The 19303-nt window shown below is 33.7% G+C and carries 18 protein-coding genes; 17 read left to right on the forward strand and 1 reads right to left on the reverse strand.

The features are described from left to right. Window positions 1–6 precede the first annotated feature (6 nt). The 4 genes from CIGNP103_RS05580 to CIGNP103_RS05595 all read left to right on the forward strand — a co-directional run bounded on the left by CIGNP103_RS05580 (window position 7) and on the right by CIGNP103_RS05595 (window position 3287). Window positions 7–492 carry a hypothetical protein gene (locus CIGNP103_RS05580; protein WP_086229248.1) on the forward strand — a complete coding sequence of 162 codons (486 nt, stop codon included), beginning with the start codon at window positions 7–9 and terminating at the stop codon, window positions 490–492. Then, window positions 489–2072 carry a phosphoglycerate dehydrogenase gene (gene serA / locus CIGNP103_RS05585; RefSeq protein ID WP_086252365.1) on the forward strand — a complete coding sequence of 528 codons (1584 nt, stop codon included), beginning with the start codon at window positions 489–491 and terminating at the stop codon, window positions 2070–2072. The genes CIGNP103_RS05580 and serA overlap by 4 nt, the downstream gene beginning before the upstream one ends. Window positions 2073–2083: 11 nt before the next feature. Beyond that, the gene (efp, locus tag CIGNP103_RS05590) at window positions 2084–2653 is read left to right on the forward strand and encodes an elongation factor P (RefSeq protein WP_086252366.1); all 570 of its coding nucleotides are present in this window, start codon (window positions 2084–2086) and stop codon (window positions 2651–2653) included. A 79-nt stretch (window positions 2654–2732) separates the two neighbouring features. After that, window positions 2733–3287: an SCO family protein gene (locus CIGNP103_RS05595; RefSeq protein WP_086252367.1), complete on the forward strand. Its 555-nt coding sequence runs from the start codon at window positions 2733–2735 to the stop codon at window positions 3285–3287. Here CIGNP103_RS05595 and CIGNP103_RS05600 read toward each other — a convergent pair. Further along, window positions 3284–4390, reverse strand: coding sequence for an FtsW/RodA/SpoVE family cell cycle protein (locus CIGNP103_RS05600; protein WP_086238672.1), 1107 nt, complete (start codon window positions 4388–4390; stop codon window positions 3284–3286). The genes CIGNP103_RS05595 and CIGNP103_RS05600 overlap by 4 nt on opposite strands. A 53-nt stretch (window positions 4391–4443) precedes the next feature. On the opposite strand from CIGNP103_RS05600, the gene CIGNP103_RS05605 reads away from it, so the two are divergent. From CIGNP103_RS05605 to mnmC, 13 genes are all read left to right on the forward strand, one after another. Further along, window positions 4444–5418, forward strand: coding sequence for an RluA family pseudouridine synthase (locus CIGNP103_RS05605; protein WP_086228265.1), 975 nt, complete (start codon window positions 4444–4446; stop codon window positions 5416–5418). After that, the gene (locus CIGNP103_RS05610; RefSeq protein WP_086241068.1) at window positions 5354–6565 is read left to right on the forward strand and encodes a fibronectin type III domain-containing protein; all 1212 of its coding nucleotides are present in this window, start codon (window positions 5354–5356) and stop codon (window positions 6563–6565) included. The genes CIGNP103_RS05605 and CIGNP103_RS05610 overlap by 65 nt, the downstream gene beginning before the upstream one ends. Next, window positions 6565–7737 carry a tRNA (guanosine(46)-N7)-methyltransferase TrmB gene (trmB, locus tag CIGNP103_RS05615; RefSeq protein WP_086268731.1) on the forward strand — a complete coding sequence of 391 codons (1173 nt, stop codon included), beginning with the start codon at window positions 6565–6567 and terminating at the stop codon, window positions 7735–7737. The genes CIGNP103_RS05610 and trmB overlap by 1 nt, the downstream gene beginning before the upstream one ends. Beyond that, window positions 7722–8393, forward strand: a complete 672-nt coding sequence (locus CIGNP103_RS05620) for a cell division ATP-binding protein FtsE (RefSeq protein ID WP_086224745.1) — start codon at window positions 7722–7724, stop codon at window positions 8391–8393. Before trmB ends, CIGNP103_RS05620 begins: the two co-directional genes overlap by 16 nt. Continuing rightward, the gene (locus tag CIGNP103_RS05625) at window positions 8380–9189 is read left to right on the forward strand and encodes an FtsX-like permease family protein (RefSeq protein WP_179186983.1); all 810 of its coding nucleotides are present in this window, start codon (window positions 8380–8382) and stop codon (window positions 9187–9189) included. Before CIGNP103_RS05620 ends, CIGNP103_RS05625 begins: the two co-directional genes overlap by 14 nt. Next, window positions 9190–10380 (forward strand): murein hydrolase activator EnvC family protein, encoded by a 1191-nt coding sequence (locus tag CIGNP103_RS05630; RefSeq protein ID WP_086232777.1) that lies wholly within the window; start codon window positions 9190–9192, stop codon window positions 10378–10380. It begins immediately after the preceding gene. Window positions 10381–10457: 77 nt separating this feature from the next. Beyond that, complete coding sequence (gene pyrH / locus CIGNP103_RS05635; protein ID WP_086245040.1) at window positions 10458–11177, forward strand: UMP kinase; 720 nt, start codon at window positions 10458–10460, stop codon at window positions 11175–11177. Window positions 11178–11189: 12 nt separating this feature from the next. Beyond that, entirely contained in the window at window positions 11190–11408 is a 219-nt protein-coding gene (locus CIGNP103_RS05640; RefSeq protein ID WP_086224742.1) for a DNA-directed RNA polymerase subunit omega, read from the forward strand. Between the two features lie 97 nt (window positions 11409–11505). Beyond that, window positions 11506–13581, forward strand: a complete 2076-nt coding sequence (locus CIGNP103_RS05645) for a RelA/SpoT family protein (protein ID WP_442861923.1) — start codon at window positions 11506–11508, stop codon at window positions 13579–13581. A 5-nt stretch (window positions 13582–13586) separates the two neighbouring features. Then, entirely contained in the window at window positions 13587–14792 is a 1206-nt protein-coding gene (tyrS, locus tag CIGNP103_RS05650; RefSeq protein WP_236843700.1) for a tyrosine--tRNA ligase, read from the forward strand. Further along, window positions 14792–15904 (forward strand): nitronate monooxygenase, encoded by a 1113-nt coding sequence (locus tag CIGNP103_RS05655; protein WP_086241072.1) that lies wholly within the window; start codon window positions 14792–14794, stop codon window positions 15902–15904. The genes tyrS and CIGNP103_RS05655 overlap by 1 nt, the downstream gene beginning before the upstream one ends. Then, entirely contained in the window at window positions 15888–17417 is a 1530-nt protein-coding gene (locus CIGNP103_RS05660; RefSeq protein ID WP_086252370.1) for an N-acetylmuramoyl-L-alanine amidase family protein, read from the forward strand. Before CIGNP103_RS05655 ends, CIGNP103_RS05660 begins: the two co-directional genes overlap by 17 nt. Then, window positions 17414–19258, forward strand: a complete 1845-nt coding sequence (gene mnmC / locus CIGNP103_RS05665) for a bifunctional tRNA (5-methylaminomethyl-2-thiouridine)(34)-methyltransferase MnmD/FAD-dependent 5-carboxymethylaminomethyl-2-thiouridine(34) oxidoreductase MnmC (protein WP_086268733.1) — start codon at window positions 17414–17416, stop codon at window positions 19256–19258. The genes CIGNP103_RS05660 and mnmC overlap by 4 nt, the downstream gene beginning before the upstream one ends. The last annotated feature ends 45 nt before the right edge of the window (window positions 19259–19303 follow it).

The raw sequence follows: 19303 nt of genomic DNA on the forward strand, positions 1-19303 counted from the left end.
TAAGCTATGAAAAAAAACAGCCTTTATCTAATTTTAGCTGTTATATTTGTAGTAGTTTTTGGTGGGTTTATATCTCTGTTTGCTTATTTAAATTCAGGGTTATCCTCACCATCTATTCATACTAGTAGTAGTGGTGTAGATTTAGAATACAACTATCAAAAATCAGATAATTGGCTTGAGAAGATTGCGGAGTTTGAAAAAAAAGACTCCGTACTACCTACAAATTTGATGATAATCGAGATAGGCGAGAAGAGTAAATTTGAAAAATATATTTCAAGATACTATATGCTAATTATCGATAGATGTGATTTTTATTCTATGTTTTGTATAAATAGAGTTATTAAAGATTTTAATATAAATTTTACAATTGTAAAAGATGGCGATCAAGCTACCATTTATATAGATACAGATAATAAAGATATAGCCTTAAGTGTAGCTAATGAACTCAAAAAATATAATATTCATACAACTTTAAAGGAAATTAACCTATGAAAACAGTTATAGTATGCGATGCTATTCATCCAGTTGGATTTGAGATCTTAAATGCTCAAAAAGATATCAAAGTTATAGATGCTGTAGATATGCCAAAAGATAAGCTTTTAGAGATTTTAGGTGAAGCTGATGTGGCAATTACTCGTAGTTCAACTGATTGTGGCGAGAAATTTATAAATGCAGCTACTAAGCTAAAAGCCCTAGTTCGTGCTGGTGTTGGTGTTGATAATGTTGATATAGATGGCTTTTCAAAAAAGGGCATTATAGTTATGAATGTGCCAACTGCAAATACAATTGCAGCTGTTGAAATGACTATGTGTCACCTATTAAATAGTGCTAGAAATTATATCAATTCTGTAAATGATTTACAACAAAATCGTGTTTGGAAGCGCGAAAAATGGTACGGAAATGAGCTTTATGGCAAAACCTTAGGAGTTATAGGTTTTGGCAATATTGGCTCTAGAGTAGCATATAGAAGTCTTGCTTTTGGTATGAAAGTTATAGCTTATGATCCATATATTGATCCTAGCAAAGCTACTGATATGGGAGCTACATATACTACTAATTTTGATGATATTTTAGGTTGTGATTTTATTACAATTCATACACCAAAAAATAAAGAGACAACCAATATGATCGATGAAGAACAGATCGCTAAAATGAAAGATGGCGTTAGACTTATTAACTGCGCTCGTGGTGGCTTATATAATGAAGATGCGCTTTATAAGAATTTAAAAAGCGGTAAGATCGCTTATGCTGGTATAGATGTATTTGTCAAAGAGCCAGGAAATGATCATCCATTGCTAGATTTAAATAATGTAAGCGCTACTCCGCACCTAGGTGCCAATACTTATGAATCACAAAAAAATATCGCCATAGATGCAGCTGAACAAGCTATTAGTGCTGCAAGAGGTATTTGCTATCCAAATGCTCTGAATTTACCTGTGAAAGTAGAGGATTTACCGCCATTTGTAGCGCCTTATACAGAGCTTTTACCTAAGATGGCGTATTTTGCTTCTCAGCTTAGTGGTAAAAAGCAGATTAAAGCTATTAGGTTAGAGCTTGAAGGTGAAGTATCTGACTATGCTGAACCGATGTTATCATTTGCTATTGCAGGTGCTTTAAAAGATGTTTTAGGTGATACTATAAATTACGAAAATGCCACATTAAAAGCAGCTGAAAAAGGGATTGAAGTATCTACAACTATAGTCCCAGCAAGCGGGTATAAAAGCAAATTAACAATCAAACTAATCACAGATGAAGACTCTGTGAGCGTTGGCGGAACGGTCTTTAGTGAGACAGAGCAGAGAATTGTAAGTGTCAATGGATTTAAAACAGATTTTAAACCAAAAGGCAGAATGATAGTATTTAAAAATCGTGATATACCAGGCGTTATAAGTGATATTAGCGGAATTTTAGCTAAATCTAAGATTAATATTGCTGATTTTAGATTAGGCAGGGATAATGATGGTTTTGCTTTGGCTGTTATATTAGTTGATGAAGATATCAAAAAAGATATTTTAGACCAGTTAAATGCACTTGATGCGTGTGTTTGGGCTAGATACGCAGTATTAATTTAAAAGGAGAAAATATGGCTACATACTCTATGGGCGATTTAAAAAAGGGCTTAAAAATTGAAATTGATGGTAAGCCTTATAAGATTGTTGAGTATCAACATGTCAAACCAGGTAAAGGTGCGGCATTTGTTCGTGTAAAAATTAAATCATTTCTTGATGGTAAAGTATTAGAAAAGACTTTCCACGCTGGTGATAAATGTGAAGCTCCAAATCTAGTAGAAAAAGAGATGCAATATCTCTATGATGATGGTGAATATTCTCAATTTATGGATGTTGAATCATATGAGCAAGTGGCTATCGCTGATGATGATGTTGGTGAAGCTAAAAAGTGGATGATAGATGGTATGATGGTTCAAATTCTATTCCATAATGGTAAAGCAATTGGCGTAGAAGTACCGCAAGTAGTGGAGTTAAAAATAGTTGAAACTCAACCAAATTTCAAAGGTGATACTCAAGGTAGCAATAAAAAACCAGCAACCCTAGAGAGTGGCGTTGTAGTACAGATACCATTTCATGTGCTTGAGGGCGAAGTTATCCGTGTCGATACTGTCCGTGGCGAGTATATCGAAAGAGCAAATAAATAGCCACTCTTCTCCTTGTAAATTTATCTTACAAGGAGTTTATTCTAATTATTACATAATCTGCTTGATTTTGGGGTGATTTATGAAAAGATTAATTTATGCTATTTTATTGATTATTTTAGCTTTTGGTGTTTATAATTTGGTTGATAATAGGCTTAAGATATCCAAATATGATTTTGACGCTAATAGCACACTTGGAAATGTCAATATAACAAGCTTTAAAGATGAGTATAAAATATTATATTTTGGATATACATTTTGTCCTGATATCTGCCCATCGACTCTTACTATTTTGTCATCTGTGATTGATGAAATGAAGCTTAATAATGATATTAAAATACTATTTGTTACGCTTGATTTACAAAGAGATAGCGAAAAAGAGTGTGATGAATTTGCTAAGTATTTTTACTCAAATTCAGTATGCTTAAAGATGAAAGAAGATGAGTTAAAAAAAGTTGTAAAAAACTACAACGCTAAATACGCAATTGTAAATTTACAAAATTCAGCGATGGATTATAGTGTAGCTCATAGTTCTTCAGTTTATCTATTTAAAAGAAATGGAAAATTTTATAAAGAGATCTCAAATTTAACAAAAGATGAGATTAAAAAAGAGATTTTAGAGCTAACTAAAGATTAAAAATTAATCTTAACAAATCTATTGGTCTTGTCAAATCTAAAGGTCAATAGATTTTGTAAAATCCCAAATAGACACATAAAAGTAATAAAACTACTTCCACCATAACTATAAAAAGGCAGAGGGATTCCAACTACTGGCGCAAAACCTATTGTCATAAAGATATTTACACTAACATAAATAAAGATTAAAAGCGCTACAGCACTTACTGCAGCTTTGATAAAATACTCATCTTTAAGTTTATAATTTAAGCTTAAAAGATGCATGATTAAAAATCCATATAGCATAATTAGTCCTGCACCACCAATAAATCCATATCTCTCAACCGTATAAGCAAAGATAAAATCGCTAGTGGCGATTGGTAGGAATTTAAATTTAGTTTGCGTGGCCTCATCGATGCTTTTGCCGGTGATACCGCCATTACCGATTGCGATAATACTTTGTCTGACTTGATAGCTTGGCTTTTCGCTTATAAAGTCAGCTATTCTTTGCTTTTGATAGTCGTGTAGATTTTCATATAAAATTGGCGAACAAACGCCAATTAACAAGGCTATACTAATCCAAATTTTGCGATTAACACCTACTATAAACAACACCCCATAGCCAGTAATTAATAGCATAAGTGCCGTGCCTAGATCTGGCTCTTTTAAGATTAAAAAAAATGGTAGAAGGATATAAAAGCTAATTTTTAAAAATTGTTTAAAGTTATATCCATTTTCATCGGGGGGAGTTTTTTTGATGATATAAGCTAGCATCAAGACAAAAGCAGGCTTCATAATCTCACTTGGCTGAATAGTAAAATTAATAAATGGAATCTCAATCCATCTTTGAGCGCCAAGTTTGCTAACGCCTACAAATTCGACACTTAGTAGCAAGATAATATTAACCCAATAAATTGATGGAATGAGCCATTCAAGCTTACGAATCGGTAATAAAAAAAATAGCATAAACGCCCCAAAGCCAATTATAAAATAGGCTATCATCTTAGCTGAAAGCATATCGCTAGCTTCGTTTATTAGGCTATATGAGAGAAATATAATCGGAAGTATAAGTGCTGGCTGAACATAATCAAAATGTGTTAAAATTCTCTTATCTAGTAGTATCAAAATTCAAACCTAAGCAAAAATTAGCTAGAATTCTAGCTAAAAAAGGGTTAATATTGACTGAATTTATATCATCGCAGACTTTAAGGCTTGATCAAGAATTAGCTGCCAAGCTTCAAGTCTCACGAAATCAAGTAGTTAATCTCATTAAAAACGGTAGCGTAAGTGTAAATGGTAAAATAGTTACAAAAGCTGGTTTTGCTCTAAATTTAGGCGATAAAATATCTCTTATAAAACCGCAAATTACTCCAATTCAAAGTGAATTTAAAGCTGAGTTTGATGTAGAAATTTTATATGAAGATAGCGATATTTTAGTTATCAATAAACCAATTGGTGTTACTGTTCATCCAGCACCAAGTGTAAAAGAGGCCACTCTTGTTGAGTGGTTAAAGCAAAAGGGTTATACGCTTTCAAGTTTAGGTGGAACAGAGAGAGCCGGAATAGTACATAGGCTAGATAAAGGTACTAGCGGGGTAATGGTTGTAGCAAAAAATAATCAAGCACATACAGCACTAAGTCAACAGCTAAGTAGTAAAGATATGGGAAGAATTTATTTAGCACTTTGTGATTTACCACTTAAGGAAAATTGCGTTATAGACAGACCAATTAGTAGACATCCTCAAAATCGCCTAAAAAACGCAGTAGTAAGCAGTGGAAAGCCGGCAAAATCAGCCTTTGCTAATATCATTTCAAGTCAAAATCGTAGAGTAAATTTAATTTCAGCAAAACTTTTTACTGGGCGTACACATCAGATTCGTGTTCATCTAGCTAGCATTAATAGGCACATTTTAGGTGATGATTTATATGGTTTTAAGAGCAATAGTGATAAAATAAGCAGAATTTTTTTACATGCTTATATTTTGAGATTGATTCACCCTAAAAGTAATCAAATTATGGAATTTAAAGCCCCTTTGCCTAGTGAGTTTTATGAACTAATTAGTAAGGAATTTAATAAGGAGATAGTAGATGAGAATATTAGCGTCTTGTGTGATATCTTTGGGGGTATTGCTCAGTGGATGCGTTACGACTAAGACAACGCAGATAAATCCAGATTTGCCTACAATGAGTGGATTAAAGACTATTAGTGATATGACTGAAATTGCATTTGAGTGGCCACTTATGGCTCAAAGCAATATTAGTGGATTTTACCTATATCGCTCAAATCCAAATGCAAATAATCAGCTAAATGCAATTGCCAAGCTTGAAGATAAATTTATTACTCACTATGTAGATAGTAATCTAGCTCCATCAACTGAGTATATTTACGAGCTTAGAACATATGATAATCAAGGTAATATATCAGCTGAAGGAGAAAGGATTAGCGTTGCTACTATGCCGTTAATCGAGTCTGTATCATTTATCCAAGCACTTTATGGTTTGCCAAATAAGATAAAAGTTTTATGGCGTCCTCATCCAGATTTGCGAGTGGTTTCATATATATTAGAAAAAAGTGCTTTATCAAGCAACAACTGGCACGAAGTTGCTCGTATAAATGGTAGATTAAATGTCGAATATATAGATAATGATGTTGAGCCGGGACAGAATTATAGATATAGAATTTCAGTTAAAACTTATAACGGCATAATATCAGTACCAAGCAAGGTAGTAGATGCACAGACAAAAGCATTGCCAAATATGGTTATAAATTTAAGCGCTAGTGTGAATTTGCCTAAAAAAATTATCCTAACTTGGGAGCCAAATTCAAATGATGATTTTGACCATTATGCTATTTATAGAGCAACAAATGATATCTTTCCAATGACTAAGGTTGCAACAACGACAGCAACAGAATATGAGGACTTAATCAATGATAATGGGGTAAATTATCATTATAAAGTTACAGTAGTAGATAGAGATGGTCTAGAAAGCCCTCGTCAAAATGCTTCAGTAGTAGGCTCAACCTTGCCAGCACCTAAAGAACCGGTATTTAGTTATGCTAGATTTAATGGTTCATTAGTAGAGCTTAGTTGGAATCAAAGTAGTGACTCAAGGGCGCTTAAATATAAAATCACAAAAACAAGTAGCAATGGTGAGGATATCATTTATGATATCGATGGGTTAAGTTATAGCGATACTCAGGTTCAAAAAGGTGTAGAATATACATATAAGATTCAAGCCGTTGATGAATATGGCTTAGAGTCTAAATATAGTCAAAAAGCAGTGGTGATAACTAAATAATGCCAAATATTGTAGCAAAAAATTTAAAAAATGTAGAACTTCCGGTTAAATTTAATGAAGTTGAATTTATCTGGGAAGCTAAAAGTAATGATGAGAAATTAATATATACTAAAGCACTTGGGTATGAGTTTTGCCTAGTAGTAAAAGATAGAGACAATAGCTATGTAATAAAGTGCGATAAGCTTACTAGACCAGCTAATCTTGAAGCTGTGCAAATGGCGCTGGAGGCTTATAAGCAGCTATTTGTTAGCGATGTAATAAGCCAAGCTACAGCAGTTAAGAAGCCTAAAAATTTAGAGAGCAAATATATAATAAATAGCGATGAATTGCTAAATAGACTTGAAGACTGTGAGTATAAGAGGATTTTTGTAGAGATTGGCTTTGGTAGTGGTAGGCACTTGCTTTATCAAGCAAAAGAAAATCCAGAAGCGCTTATAATCGGTATAGAAGTCTATAAGCCAGCATGTTTGCAAGTAGAAAATTTAGCTGGAATAAATGGGCTAAAAAATATCGTTTTATTAAATTTAGATGCTAGATTAGTGATGAGCTTGCTTAAATCAAATAGTATAGATAGGCTATTTTTGCACTTTCCAGTACCGTGGGGTAAGAGCAAAATGCGTCGAGTAGTTAGTCCGCAATTTGCCTTGGAGTGTCAGCGTACTTTAAAAGATGGTGGAACATTTGAGCTAAGAAGCGATGATAGGGATTATACAGATTTTACAATTGGTTGCTTTATGGATCTTAAAAATGCCAATATACAGATATTTAAAAACAGATTTTTAGAGATTTCAAGCAAGTATGAAGATAGGTGGATTAGACAAAATAAGGATATTTATGATGTAATTTGCGCTTTTTATGGTAGTAGTGATGAGTTAGATTTGGATTTTAAATTTGAGTTTAGTGGATTAAAATTAGAATATATAAAATCAAATTTTGCTAATAAAACTATAAAATATAGCGATCATTTTATCCATTTAGAGCGAATTTATATTTTAGACAATGGTGATGCATTAGTTAGAGTAGCGTTTGGGTCTTTTTATAGACCAGAGCATAGATATTTATTAATTTCTAGACAAAATACTATCTATTTATTTAAAAAACCGTTACTAACACCAGAAAATATTAAGGCTCATAATAATTTAGAGGATATGCTAAAATGCGCCACATTGTAGAAGCTAGAGATCTGATTTTAGAGTATGATAAGAGTTTTAGAGTTATAAATAAGGCAAATTTTAGCATCAATGTCAACGATTTTGTCTTTATTACTGGCAAAAGCGGCAGTGGTAAATCTACTTTAATTCGCTCTATGTATGGCGATATGGCTATTAGTGATGGAAGTTTAAATGTCTGCTTAAATGAACTTAAAGGTATTAATCATTCTAGTTTAGCACTTCTTCGTCAAAGAGTTGGAATAATTTTCCAAGATTTTCGCCTAATAAATGAATGGAATGTAGAAAAAAATGTAATGCTTCCACTAATTATTAAAGGTTATAATCAAAGTGTGTGCAAAAAGCAAGCTGCAAAGCTTTTAAATCATGTAAATTTACTGCATAAATCTGATAGATTTCCGCTTGAATTAAGTGGTGGAGAGCAGCAAAGGGTTGCTATGGCTAGAGCTTTGGCTCATAACCCTCAGTTGCTATTATGTGATGAGCCAACTGGAAGTTTAGATGATTACTCAAGCGAAGTAATATGGATGTTGCTTCGTTCAGCAAGAGAAGCGCTTGGTACTTGCGTAGTGGTCGTAACGCATAAGATTCCAGCAGGTTTAAGAATGCATTATCGTCACTTTGAGTTATCAAATGGAGAGGTAAATGAGATCATTTAAGAGCCATATTAGCGTTATTTTTCCACTTTTAATTTTGCTTTTTGCGATTGAATTTAGTCTGATGCTGGGCAAATTTGTGAGTGATTATGAAATAAAAATGGCAAATGATTATAATATTATAATTGTCTCAGAAAACAATCTAAACCAAGAGTCATTAATTTCGCTTATTCCTACTTTTGCTTCTCTTACTAGTCTTGATCCAAAAAGTGTTTTAAACCGCCTTAAAAATGATATATCATCTAAGAATATATCTGTACTAATTAGTATTTTACCAAAATTCTACTCACTCAAACTGACTAAATTTCCATCAAAAGAGACAATGGAAGATATTAAAGAAAATTTGAGCAAAATTCAAGGTATAAAGCGAGTCGAGACATTTTCTAAAACGCACGACCAAGTCTATAATATGCTAGTTTTATCTAAAAATGTAGCTGAGTGTTTTGCGTTTATGGTTGGACTTTTAGGACTTGTTTTGGTGTTTAAACAGATGAGAATTTGGCTTTATGAGCACCGTAGGCGTGTTGAGATTATGACTCTTTTTGGGGCGCCGTATTGGCTAAAATCTGCTATGCTTTATAAGCTTGCTGTGGTTGATAGTATTATTGCTACTACGCTTGTCGTTGTATTTTATGCGATTTTTCCAGCACTTCCTAGTTTTCAAAGCGCAATTTTTTCTATTGGATTTGAACAACCAAATTTAAATCTTTTTAGTGATGCTTTGATTTTATTTAGTGCTTCTATTAGTATATCTATTATCGCAGTTAGTCTTGTTATGCTATTTTCAAGGCGTTCGTAAATGATTAGATTTTTATTTATTGGCTTGATTTTTTCTTCGCTTTTTAGCGCAAATGTATCTGATAAAATTAAAGATCAAAAAAATAGTATTGATTCAGCCAAAAAGCTTGAAAGTCAGATAAATAAAAAACTTGAAGAGTTAGCTAATGATATAATTGCTGGCAATAAAGCTGTGCAAAATACTGCTAAGCAGATTGAAGAGCTAGCTAAGCAAGTTGAGGAATTAGAAGATAGTGCTCATAGTGCTAATCTTGAACTAGATAAGCTTACTAGCCAAAATGGTGAGCTAATTCGTAGTCAAAAAGATATGGAGCTTAGGCTAGTCAAAATTATAAGTGAAGATTTTGCCTACGATTTAGTAGCGCCAAATGATTATAGTGAGAGTCAAGATAGCATAATAGCAACTGAGATTTTAAAAAATTTAAATAGTGTAATGAATAGTGAATTTAAAAAATTAGCTCAGGATTATGAAGAGACTACAAATTTGATAAAATCACAATCAAAAAAGATTGAATCGATTAAATTTGATTTAAAAGAATTTCGCCAAAAGCAAAAAGCTTTAAAATCGCTCCAAACTAAGCAAAAGAAAAATTTAGAGATTTTAAATCAAGATAAAAATATCTATTCTAAAAAGTTAGCCGATATCAAAAAACAGCAAGATGAGATGAGAAAAACGCTTGAGAGCTTACAAATTTTAGCTATAAAACCAAAAAAACAACCAAAGCAGCAAACCCAAACTACAGCTAAAAACGATGATGTAAGAGTGATAGGTACAAGCTATCAAGCAGGTAATGTAAAGCGATATAGTGGCTCTAAAACCATTGCGCCTTTGGATAAATTTAGCGTAAAGCAAAAATTTGGCGATTATGTTGATCCTGTTTATAATATTAAAATTTTTAATGAATCTGTCGTACTTCGCTCAGCCACTACAGATGCTAGGGTGAAAAATGTTTTAGCTGGGACAATTGTATTTGCCAAAGAGACTCCTGTATTAGATAAGGTGGTAATAGTAGAAAATGGCAATGGAATTCACACAATTTATGCTCATTTAGATAAGATTGCTCCTACTATCAAAGTAGGTCAAAAGGTGAAAAAAGGCTATGTTATAGGGCGAGTGAAACAAGATTTGACCTTTGAGGTTACGCAAAAAAACTATCATATAAATCCGCTTGAATTGATCGCTATGAATTGATTGGCTTGAATTTAATATTGATTAATGCGTTTTTTAATTTGTTTTAGATATAATTGCCAAATTTTATGGAGATGGTAATGAGTAAAAATAAGCGAATTTTAGTTAAATTTTCTGGTGAAGCACTTGCTGGTGGTAATGGATTTGGGATTGATTCTCATATTTTAAAGTATATTGCTGGTGAGATTAAGTCTTTGGTAAATAGCGATATTGAAGTAGGCATTGTAATTGGCGGTGGTAATATAATCCGTGGTGTAAGCGCAGCCCAAGGCGGCATTATCAAAAGGACAAGTGGCGATCATATGGGGATGCTAGCTACTGTTATCAATGCTATTGCTATGCGTGAGGCGTTGGAGCATTCAGGACTTGATGTAAGAGTCCAAAGTGCTATTAAGATGGAGGCTATATGTGAGACATTTATCACAGGTAGAGCCCAAAGACATTTAGAGAAAAAAAGAGTTGTGATATTTGCTGCTGGGACTGGAAATCCATTTTTTACTACCGATACGGCTGCTACTTTAAGGGCTATTGAGATAAATGCTGATATGATTATCAAAGCTACAAAGGTAAATGGCGTCTATGATAAAGATCCTATGAAATTTAACGATGCAAAGCTATTAAATGAGCTAAGCTATGAAAGAGCTATGGAAGATAATATAAAAGTTATGGATGATACCGCTATTGCTCTAGCTAAGGATAATGCTCTTCCGATTGTAGTTTGTAATATGTTTGAAGATGGGAATTTATTAAAAATCGCAAATGGTGATTATAATAACTGCTCAATAGTTAAAAATTTATAAGAAGGGAAGATAATGAGAATAGAAGAGATAGCTGCTAAGGCTTTAGAAGCTGTGGGTGATGATAGATATAAATTAGCGCTTTTGGTGGCTAAAAGGGCTGAAGCTATAGCAAATGGCGCACAAATTTTAGTAGATGCAAATGCTCAAAAGATGAAATATACAGATATAGCACTTTTAGAGATAGCCCAAGGTAAAGTAGCTTTAGAGGGAATAATTGAATCAAATAGATAGCGAGCAGCTCTTAGAGCAGCTTATAGATGAAGTTGTCTGTGCTAAGAGCATAGAGTCGGCAAAGGATGTTTTATACTCTGTAGCTAAGCCAACGGGGATGCTTTTAAAGGCTGTTGATTATTGTATTAGATTACATGATGGGCAGTTTAGAAAGAGTGGTGAACCATACTCTATTCATCCGATTTTGGTTTGTTCATTTGTAGCGCACATGGGTGGCGATGAGAGTATGCTTATTGCTGCTTTGCTCCATGATGTAGTAGAAGATACAGAATGCACTGAAGAGGAGTTACAATTTGAATTTGGCGAAGAGGTAGCGCTATTAGTGCGTGGGCTTACAAAGATTGTAGCTATTAGAGAAAATGAGCTTATAAGCTCTAGTTCTAATGAGAAATTAGCAGCTTCGGCCTTGACATTTAGAAAGATGCTTTTAGTATCTATAGAAGATGTTAGGGTTTTAATTATCAAGCTTTGTGATAGATTACACAATATGCTAACTTTGGATGTGTTAAGACCAGAGAAACAAAAGCGAATTTCAGAAGAGACCTTGGTAGTGTATGCGCCAATCGCTCATAGGCTTGGTATATCATCTATTAAGAATATATTAGAGGATTTAAGCTTTAAATATGTTATGCCTAAAGAGTATGCTGGAATAGAGTCATATATAAATGAGCATAAGCAACAACTTCAATTAAAGATAAATTCATTTAGTCAAAAGGTTAGCGAAAAGCTTTTGGCAAATGGCTTTTCTGAAGATAGCTTTGTTATGCAAAAGAGAATCAAACACTACTACTCAATATACCTTAAAATGCAACGAAAAGGGATAAGCTTAGAAGAGGTTTTAGACCTTTTAGCAATTCGAATTTTAGTCCATAATCCAAAAGATTGTTATTTGGCTCTTGGTATTATACATATGAATTTTAACCCATTAATATCAAGATTTAAAGATTATATAGCTTTACCAAAACAAAATGGATATCAAACGATCCATACGACAATTTTTGATAATAAAACTATTATAGAAGCTCAAATTCGCTCATTTGACATGCATAAAACCGCAGAGTATGGTGTGGCGGCTCATTGGAAGTATAAAAGCGGTGGCTTGGTACCGCCTAAGCTTGATTGGTTAAGCGATATTAAAGCTCAAGAGAGCGATGATAAGAGCATTGAGGATCTATATGAGTATGCTAAGGATAGCTTATATGTAGAAGATATCGCTGTCTATTCTCCAAAAGGTGGGATTTTCACACTTCCTAGGGGTGCTACGGCTTTGGATTATGCGTATGAAATTCACTCCGAAGTTGGTTTGCACGCTAAAGAAGCTTATATAAATAGGATAAAGGTTCCTTTATTAACTGAGTTAAAAAATGGAGATATAGTCCGTATTATCACAGGAGATGAGGCCAAATATCGTTGTAGTTGGCTTGATAGTGTTAAGACTGGGAAGGCTAGGGCGACTATTAGAAGTTTTTGTCGCCAAAAGTTGCGTGATATAAACTATCAAGTATCGATTGATATTTTATCGGCTATATTTAATGTCAATGAAGCTAAAATTTTGGAGTGGTTAGAAGAAGAGGGATTAAGCAAAAAGATCTCAAAAATAGCCACAGACTCTGTCTATTTACAAGAGGTAGTCCAAATTTTAGATACTCACTCTAAAAAAGATAAGCTATTTTCGCTTAAATTTAGTGATAAACACGAGGTTAAAAAGCAGAAATTTGACAATATAGTTGTATATTCAAATTTCACTATTAAGAGTGTGGATTTTGACTATTGTTGTAACCCAAAACGGGGCGATGATATCATAGGATTTAGAAATAATAGCAATGTTACAGTCCATCACAAACTATGTGAGAGAGCCGCAAAATTGATGAGTGATAAAGAGGAGATGATCTTTGTTAAATGGACTAGAAATGCTCCGCATAGATATAAGGTTATTTTAAGTATCGAAAACAAAAGAGGAAGTTTGGCTGAATTTTTAACATATTTAGCTAAACTAAATGTTGATTTAGTCACTATCACGCTTAGTCAGAGCGATGATTTGATAGCGGCTGATTATTTCGATGTTGTGATAGAACTTAGCGATAATCTAGATAGCTCTGTGATTAGAGATAGATTAAAGGATCGCTATAAGATAGCTGAATTTAGCTCTCTAAGTGACGCATATAAAAATTAAGGAAGATTATGATAGCTAAAATTATGAGTGAGATCAAGCGTGGAACCGCCGAGATAATTGATTATGAGAGAATTGAAAAATTGATTAAAGATTACTATGAAAATGGTAAAAATTTCTATATCAAAGCAGGATTTGATCCGACTGCCCCTGATCTTCATCTAGGTCATACAGTGGTGTTAAATAAGATGAGATTACTTCAAGATCATGGTGGTATCGTGCAGTTTTTGATAGGTGATTTCACTGCTAAAATCGGTGATCCAACTGGCAAAAGCGTTACTAGAAAGATTTTGAGTGATGATGTTATAGCACAAAATGCCAAAACCTATAAAGAGCAGGTTTTTAAAATTTTAGATGAGAGCAAGAGTGAGATTATGTTTAACTCAGCTTGGCTAAATAGCCTTGGTGCTGATGGATTAATAGCCCTTGCAAGTACATTTAATGTAGCTAGAATGCTTGAGCGTGATGACTTTACTAAGCGATATAAGGCTGAAACTCCTATAGCTATAAGTGAGTTTTTGTATCCGCTTTTGCAAGGTTATGATAGCGTGGCGATGAAGTGTGATATAGAGATGGGTGGAACGGATCAGAAATTTAATCTTTTAATGGGTAGAACTCTTGGTCGCACATATAATATAGGAAAAGAACAAGCTATCATCATGATGCCACTTCTAGTTGGTCTTGATGGTGTCAATAAAATGAGTAAAAGTCTTGGTAACTATATCGGTGTGAGCGAATCTGCTAAGGATATCTTCGCTAAAACTTTGAGTATTAGTGATGAGCTTATGTGGGTTTGGTATGAGTTACTTAGTAGTTTAAGTGGAGATGAGATTGAGAAGCTTAAAAATGATGTTAAAAGTGGAGCTTTACATCCTAAGGTCGCTAAGGAGAATTTGGCTTTAGAGTTGGCTGCTAGATTTAATAGCATTGAAGAAGCTCAAGCTGCTAGGGATGAGTTTAATAGAGTTCATGCTAAGGGTGAATTGCCAAGTGATATGGCTAAATTTGAGATTAATGCTGATGATATTTGGATAGTTGAAGCGCTTAGTTTGTGTAAGTTAGTTGGGTCAAATTCAGATGCTCGTCGCCACATTAAGGCAAATGCTGTTAGTGTAAATCAGGCCAAAATTAGCGATGAGCAGCTTAGACTTTCTAAGGGCGAGTATGTATTGCAAGTTGGTAAAAAAGCTTATGCTAGATTAGAGGTAAAATAATGGAATTAAAAAGTTTAAAAATCGGAAAATATGTGATCAAATACCCTATTATCCAAGGTGGTATGGGGCTTGGTATAAGCTGGAATAAATTAGCTGGTAATGTCAGTTTAAATGGTGGTTTAGGTGTTATCAGCTCTGTTGGTACTGGATATTATGAGCATAGAGCTCACATCACTAAAGAGCTAAACTCAAAACCATATGATAGTGTGAATTTCTACTCTAGAAATGGCTTTAAAGCTATAATTGACAATGCTCGTAAAATTTGTGGAGATAAACCGCTAGCTGCTAATATAATGTGTGCTAGTAATGACTATGCTAGAATAGTCAAAGATGCTTGCGAACACGGCATTAATATCATAATTTCAGGTGCTGGACTTCCTACGAATTTACCTGAGCTTACTAAGGGATTTGCCGATGTGGCTTTGGTGCCGATCATTAGCTCGGCTAAGGCTTTAAAGATAATTTGTAAAAGATGGTATGATAGATATAATAGACTACCAGATGCTGTGGTGCTAGAAGGGCCACTTAGTGGCGGACATCAGGGATTTACATATGAGCAGTGCTTGGATCCAAACTATCAGCTTGAGAAATTGATTCAGCCTGTTGTAGATGAGGCATCTAAATGGGCTGATATAGGCGGAAATCCTATCCCTGTGGTGGCAGCTGGTGGGATATGGGATCATGATGATATAGCTAAGGTTATAAATCTTGGGGCGAGTGGTGTTCAGATGGGAACTAGATTTATAGGAACTCATGAGTGTGATGCTTCTGATGGGTTTAAAGAGGTCTTACTAGCGGCTAAAAAAGAGGATATTAGACTTATCAAAAGCCCTGTTGGATATCCGGCTCGTGGGATTCAGACAAATTTGCTTGATCTAGTAGATAAAAAGGCTGGGCCTAAAATTCAGTGTATTAGCAACTGTGTCGCTCCATGCCAAAGGGGCAAAGAGGCTAAGCAAGTTGGGTATTGTATCGCTGATAGGCTCTATGATGCTGTAAGTGGCAATAAAGAAACGGGGCTATTTTTCAGTGGCGCTAATGGATATAGGCTAAATGAGATAATTAGCGTTAAAGAGCTTATTAAAAAGTTGGTTTATGGGGAAAATAGTTAAGCTTTTATTGCCGTTTTTTCTTGCTATTTTTGCTTTTGGTGGTGGTGTTTTTGATGATTTTGATAATAAATTTACCAAGGCAAATAAGCAAGATAGAATCCAAATTTACCACGAATTAAAGGGTGTCTATCTTAGTTCTATTTTAAATAATAATGATAAATTAAAGCTAGAATGCCTTGAGAGATTAGTAAGTGGTGGCAAGAGCCTTGGGATTGATTATAGTGTTTATGCTAATGAGTTAGATTTACTTAGTTCAAAATTTAGCAAATTAAAGCCAAAAATAGTAGAAACTAAAGAGCCAGCTCAGTTAGCTAAAAATACAACCAGTAAGATAGTTCAAAAAATAGAGTATAAAATCCTATCTACTAGTAGTTCTAAAGATGAATTCATTATTAGACTAAATGAAAATAGCAGCAATATAAAGATCAAAAAATCTCAGCTCAACACAAATAAAAGCTATCGTCAAATTTTTGATTTTGATGGGGTTTTGACTACATCATATAAGAATAAAAAAAGCCAAATTTCAGATCAAATAAGGGTAGCACAATTTGATAAAAATAGCGTTAGAATTGTATTTACAAATGATACAAAGCAAGAGATTAATTACACTATTGATGGTGAAAATATAATTTTTAGTATAAAAAATAGTACTCAAAAAACAACTACTAAAACTAAGAGTGCTAAAACAAACCAACAAGCAACTCAAAAAACAAAGACTAATGAACAAAAGCAAAGTCTAACAACAACTTCAGCTAAGTCTGGTATCAAAAATGATACACAACAAAATATTAGTAAAACTACAGCACAAAAGGCACAAGCAAGAGGTGTAAATAAAAATAGGATAATCGTATTAGATGCAGGGCATGGTGGCAAAGACGCAGGTGCTGTTGGAAAAAATAAATTATATGAGAAAAATATCGTTCTTAGCATTGCTTTAGAGACTGGCAAAATTCTAAAAAGTCGAGGATACAAGGTATATTTTACCAGAAGTAATGATAAATTTATAAATTTAAGAGATCGAACAAGCATAGCAAATGAGAAAAAAGCTGATATTTTTATTTCAATTCATGCAAATGCTGCCCCAAATGCTAAAAAAGCCAAAGAGATGCAAGGAATAGAGACATATTTTTTAAGCCCTACTAGAAGTGAGCGAAGTATGCAAGCTGCGAATTTAGAGAATAAAGCTGATACTGATGAGATGAATTATTTTACTAAAATTAGTTATCTAAATTTCTTAAATCGTGAAAAGATTATTGCTTCAAATAAGCTTGCAATAGATGTGCAAGCTAATTTATTAGGAGCAGTAAAATCTAAATTTAAAGTAATAGATGGTGGAGTAAGGGAAGCGCCATTTTGGGTTTTAGTAGGTGCGCAGATGCCTGCTGTATTAATAGAGACTGGATATATATCCAATGATAAAGACCATAAGCTACTATCTAATAAGGTATATAGAGATAAGATCGCCCTTGGTATAGCAAATGGAATTGATGATTATTTTGTTAAAAATAGATGATAAAATACCATAATAACGCACTTTATAACTCTGAATTTGATGATATATATTTTAATACTTATGAGCCTTTGGCTGAGTGTGAGTATGCTTATAGTAGTGCTTTAGATGGAGTTAATAAAAGTACAATTGTAGTAGCTGAGGCTGGATTTGGCGTTGGATTGAATTTCTTTTGCACTATTGCAAAGTTTAAAAGCTTAAATAAAAAGAGCCTTCACTATATCGCAGTTGAAAAGTATCCATTTAGCAAAGATGAATTAGCTAGTATTTATGAGCAATTTGGGCTTGATAGTGCTATTTATAAAGAGTTTTTAGATAACTATCATATTATACCAAATTCGCTTTTGCGTATATATTTACTAAATCGTACAATTATTCTTGATCTATATTTTGGTGATATTTTAGAGTTTTTAGAAGAGTGCGAGTTTAGAGCTGATGTTTGGTATTTAGATGGTTTTGCCCCAAGTAAAAATCCGCAAATGTGGAGTGAGAAGTTTTTATCAAATTTAGCTTGTTACTCTTATAAAGATACAATTATTAGAAGTTTTAGCTGCGCTAGAGTTGTTCGTGATAGACTTAGTCAAAATGGATTTGATGTTAGTAAACTAAAAGGTTATCATAAAAAGCGAGAGATGTTACAAGCTATTTGCATTAAGCCAAAATCTAGGATAAAAAAGCAAATTTGGTTTGATTCTCCAGTAATTACAAAACCAAAAACTATCTTAGTAGTTGGTGCTGGAATTTCTGGATTAGCTATTGCTACGCTATTTAAAGAGGCGGGATTTGATGTTGTTGTAGCTGAAGCTAATGATAAAGCTGCACAAGGTGCAAGTTCAAATTTAGCTGGAATTTGCGCTCCACTTATTACTCAACCTGGCGTAGCTTTGGGTGATATGCATATGAGTAGTTTTTTGCTCTCTAGGCAATTTTATAGGCAATTTGGTGGTGATTTTGTAGATTTTTGTGGGTGTGATGAGTATTTAGTAAATGATAAAATGCTGAGTAAATTTAATCACGATAGCAAGTTTTTTAGTATCAGTAATGATATTTATCCTAAAGCAAATATTGATTTAGCTATGCAAATTCAGCCTCAAAATCTCTGCCTTGCATTGGCAAAAAATCTTGAGATTTATTATGGATATGAGTATAAATCGCTCAAACAGCTAGAAAGTTGTTATGAAGTAAATTTTAGCAATTTAAAGACAATTAAAGCCGATGTGGTAATATTTGCTAATGGTAATAGGGCAAAAGAGCTTTTTATAAGTGAGTTTAATGATCCATATATGCAACTTAGCAGCGTTCGTGGGCAGACTACACTAGTAAGTGAGTTTGTAAATCTCAATAGACCACTTAGCGCTAGGGGATATATCACAAAGGCGATTGATAAAATTCAACTAATAGGCGCTAGTTACGCTAGGGGTGATGAGTATGCCTTGCCTAGGGATAGTGATGATGAGTCAAATTTGGCTTTGGTAAGTGAGTTTATAGATGGTAAAAATATAGATATAATTGGCTCAAATGTTGGATTTAGGGGTTATAGCGGGGATAGATTTCCTATAATTGGTGGGATTCATGATGCTAGTGAGTATATGCGAATTTACAGCTCGCTCTTATGGACAAAGGCTAAATCAACTCACCAAAATCCGATATACCATCCAAATATTTTGATATCAGCAGCTCACGGATCAAGGGGGCTTAGCACTGGAATTTTGGGGGCTAATATGCTATTAGATATGGTTTTGGGGCGTCAAATTTGCGTTAAAAAGAGCGTAATCAATGCTCTAAATCCATCAAGATTTCTAATTAGAAAACTAAAAAAAGGCTTAGTAAAATCAAGTAGCTAAAATAATAAGCTAAGTCAATTATAAATTTAGTTAAAATTACCAAAA

It is taken from the genome of Campylobacter sp. P0103, assembly GCF_002139545.1.
In the GTDB taxonomy this organism is placed as follows: Bacteria; Campylobacterota; Campylobacteria; order Campylobacterales; family Campylobacteraceae; genus Campylobacter; species Campylobacter devanensis.

What these genes read in the sequence shown, in the direction of transcription:
- CIGNP103_RS05580 (WP_086229248.1), top strand. Translation starts at nt 7, where the DNA reads ATGAAAAAAAACAGCCTTTATCTAATTTTAGCTGTTATATTTGTAGTA.
- serA (WP_086252365.1), top strand. Translation starts at nt 489, where the DNA reads ATGAAAACAGTTATAGTATGCGATGCTATTCATCCAGTTGGATTTGAG.
- efp (WP_086252366.1), top strand. Translation starts at nt 2,084, where the DNA reads ATGGCTACATACTCTATGGGCGATTTAAAAAAGGGCTTAAAAATTGAA.
- CIGNP103_RS05595 (WP_086252367.1), top strand. Translation starts at nt 2,733, where the DNA reads ATGAAAAGATTAATTTATGCTATTTTATTGATTATTTTAGCTTTTGGT.
- CIGNP103_RS05610 (WP_086241068.1), top strand. Translation starts at nt 5,354, where the DNA reads ATGAGAATATTAGCGTCTTGTGTGATATCTTTGGGGGTATTGCTCAGT.
- trmB (WP_086268731.1), top strand. Translation starts at nt 6,565, where the DNA reads ATGCCAAATATTGTAGCAAAAAATTTAAAAAATGTAGAACTTCCGGTT.
- CIGNP103_RS05620 (WP_086224745.1), top strand. Translation starts at nt 7,722, where the DNA reads ATGCGCCACATTGTAGAAGCTAGAGATCTGATTTTAGAGTATGATAAG.
- CIGNP103_RS05625 (WP_179186983.1), top strand. Translation starts at nt 8,380, where the DNA reads ATGAGATCATTTAAGAGCCATATTAGCGTTATTTTTCCACTTTTAATT.
- CIGNP103_RS05630 (WP_086232777.1), top strand. Translation starts at nt 9,190, where the DNA reads ATGATTAGATTTTTATTTATTGGCTTGATTTTTTCTTCGCTTTTTAGC.
- pyrH (WP_086245040.1), top strand. Translation starts at nt 10,458, where the DNA reads ATGAGTAAAAATAAGCGAATTTTAGTTAAATTTTCTGGTGAAGCACTT.
- CIGNP103_RS05640 (WP_086224742.1), top strand. Translation starts at nt 11,190, where the DNA reads ATGAGAATAGAAGAGATAGCTGCTAAGGCTTTAGAAGCTGTGGGTGAT.
- CIGNP103_RS05645 (WP_442861923.1), top strand. Translation starts at nt 11,506, where the DNA reads ATGCTTTTAAAGGCTGTTGATTATTGTATTAGATTACATGATGGGCAG.
- CIGNP103_RS05655 (WP_086241072.1), top strand. Translation starts at nt 14,792, where the DNA reads ATGGAATTAAAAAGTTTAAAAATCGGAAAATATGTGATCAAATACCCT.
- CIGNP103_RS05660 (WP_086252370.1), top strand. Translation starts at nt 15,888, where the DNA reads ATGGGGAAAATAGTTAAGCTTTTATTGCCGTTTTTTCTTGCTATTTTT.
- mnmC (WP_086268733.1), top strand. Translation starts at nt 17,414, where the DNA reads ATGATAAAATACCATAATAACGCACTTTATAACTCTGAATTTGATGAT.